The following is a 1,905-nucleotide window of genomic DNA, read 5'->3' as shown; positions in this document are numbered from 1 at the left end:
TCTGCGGCGGCGGCACGGAACGTGTCGCCGGCGGCCATGAGGACGCTGACACCTGCCTGTGCCTGCAACGCCGACACCTTGCCGATGGTGGTGGTCTTCCCGACGCCGTTGACGCCGACCACCAGGACCACCGCCGGGCCGCCGGCGTGCGGCAGCGCCTTGACCGACCGGTCGAGTTCGGGATGGAGCTGCTCAACGAGCACCCTGCGAAGGGCCGCGCGGGCGTCGTCGGCGCTGCGGTCGTTGCCGGTGGCCAGTTCAGCGCGCAGGCTGGTCACCACTGCCTCGGTGGCGGCGGTGCCGAGGTCGGCCATCACCAGCGTGTCCTCGATCTCTTCCCAGCTGTCCTCGTCGAGGTCGCCGGCGCCGAGTAGGCCGAGCATCGACCCGCCGAGCGCCCCCTGGGACCGCGACAGACGCCCACGCAGTCGGGACAGTCGGCCCGCGGTGGGCTCGATCTCGTCGAGTTGCGGGGTCAGCGGCTCGGCTGGCGCGGGCGTCGCAGTCTCGGCTGCCTCGCCTGCCGCCTCCACGGACATCGCCTCGTCGACGGTGTCGTTTTCGGTGCCCGGGAGCTGCGCGATCGGGTCGTCGGCGACAGGTTCGACGATGTCGGACGACGCGCCAGCCAAAATCCGTTCGGCTTCGTCCGCCACCGGCTCCGGTTCGGCCGTGGCGGTGCCGCCCTGGCTGAACGAGAATCCGGTGTCGGCCTGGTAGCCGCCGGACTTGTCCACCTGGCGGTGGCCGTCGACGGCCGGGGTGTCACGCGGGGACAACGAGATCTGGCGGCGCCGGCGCAGCACGATCCCGCTGCCGACCACGAGGGCCAGGAGCAGAACGACGATGACGACGATGCCGATAACGGCTTGGGTACTCACTATCGGGCCTTTCAGTTCGCGGGCGTGGGTGCCACGTCGACACCACGCAGACGCTGGGAGATGACTTGGGTGATGCCGTCACCGCGCATACTCACACCGTAGAGCGCGTCGGCGATCTCCATGGTGGGCTTCTGGTGGGTGATGACGATCAGCTGACTCTTTTCGCGGAGTTGCTCGAAGAGGCTGATCAGGCGCCGCAGGTTGGCGTCGTCGAGGGCGGCTTCGACCTCGTCCATCACGTAGAACGGCGATGGGCGGGCCCGGAAAATCGCCACCAGCATGGCCACTGCAGTCAGCGACTTCTCGCCACCGGACAGCAGCGACAGCCGCTTGACCTTCTTCCCCGGCGGACGGGCTTCCACTTCGACACCGGTGGTCAGCATGTCGTGCGGATCGGTCAACACCAGACGGCCCTCACCGCCGGGGAAGAGCGTCGCGAAAACTTGGGAGAACTCCTTTTCCACGTCGGCGTAGGCCTCGGTGAAGACCTGCAGGATGCGGGCGTCGACGTCGGCGACGACGCCGAGCAGGTCGGCGCGCGCGGCCTTCACATCCTCCAACTGGGCCGACAGGAAGTTGTATCGTTCCTCCAAGGCGGCGAACTCTTCCAAAGCCAGCGGATTGACCTTCCCGAGCGTGTTCAGGTCTTTCTGTGCCCTCTTTGCGCGGGCCTCCTGGGTGGCGCGGTCGTACGGCATCGCCGCTGGTGCGACGACGAGCTCGCCGCGCGCTTTGGCGTCGGCGTATTCACGCAGTTCCAACTCTGATGGCGGCATCGCCACATCGGGGCCGTACTCGGCAACGAGATCGTCGGCGTTCATCGCGAACTGCTCGACCACCTGCTCTTCGAGTTGCTCGATGCGCAGGGCGGCCTGCGCTTTAGCCACCTCGTCGCGGTGCACCGCATCTTTGAGGGTGGTGAGCGTGGCGGTGGCCGCGTCGACCCGAGTGCGGAGTTCTTCGGTCTCGGCGGTGCGCGCGGCGCGGGCCGCTTCGAGGTGGTCGCGTCCGGCCGCGGCACTGG

Annotated in this window: 2 protein-coding genes; both read right to left on the bottom strand. The window is 68.3% G+C overall.

The window, feature by feature from the left end; all coding sequences use genetic code 11:
• Window positions 1–881: signal recognition particle receptor subunit alpha (locus WAW85_RS01475; protein ID WP_422557889.1), on the bottom strand; the 881-nt coding region annotated here is incomplete at its 3' end.
• 11 nt (window positions 882–892) lie between these two features.
• Window positions 893–1,905: AAA family ATPase (locus WAW85_RS01470; protein ID WP_422557888.1), on the bottom strand; the 1,013-nt coding region annotated here is incomplete at its 5' end.

This window comes from Gordonia sp. (in: high G+C Gram-positive bacteria) (genome assembly GCF_049299075.1).
GTDB lineage: Bacteria > Actinomycetota > Actinomycetes > Mycobacteriales > Mycobacteriaceae > Gordonia.
This window is presented reverse-complemented; position numbering and strand designations above follow the sequence as displayed.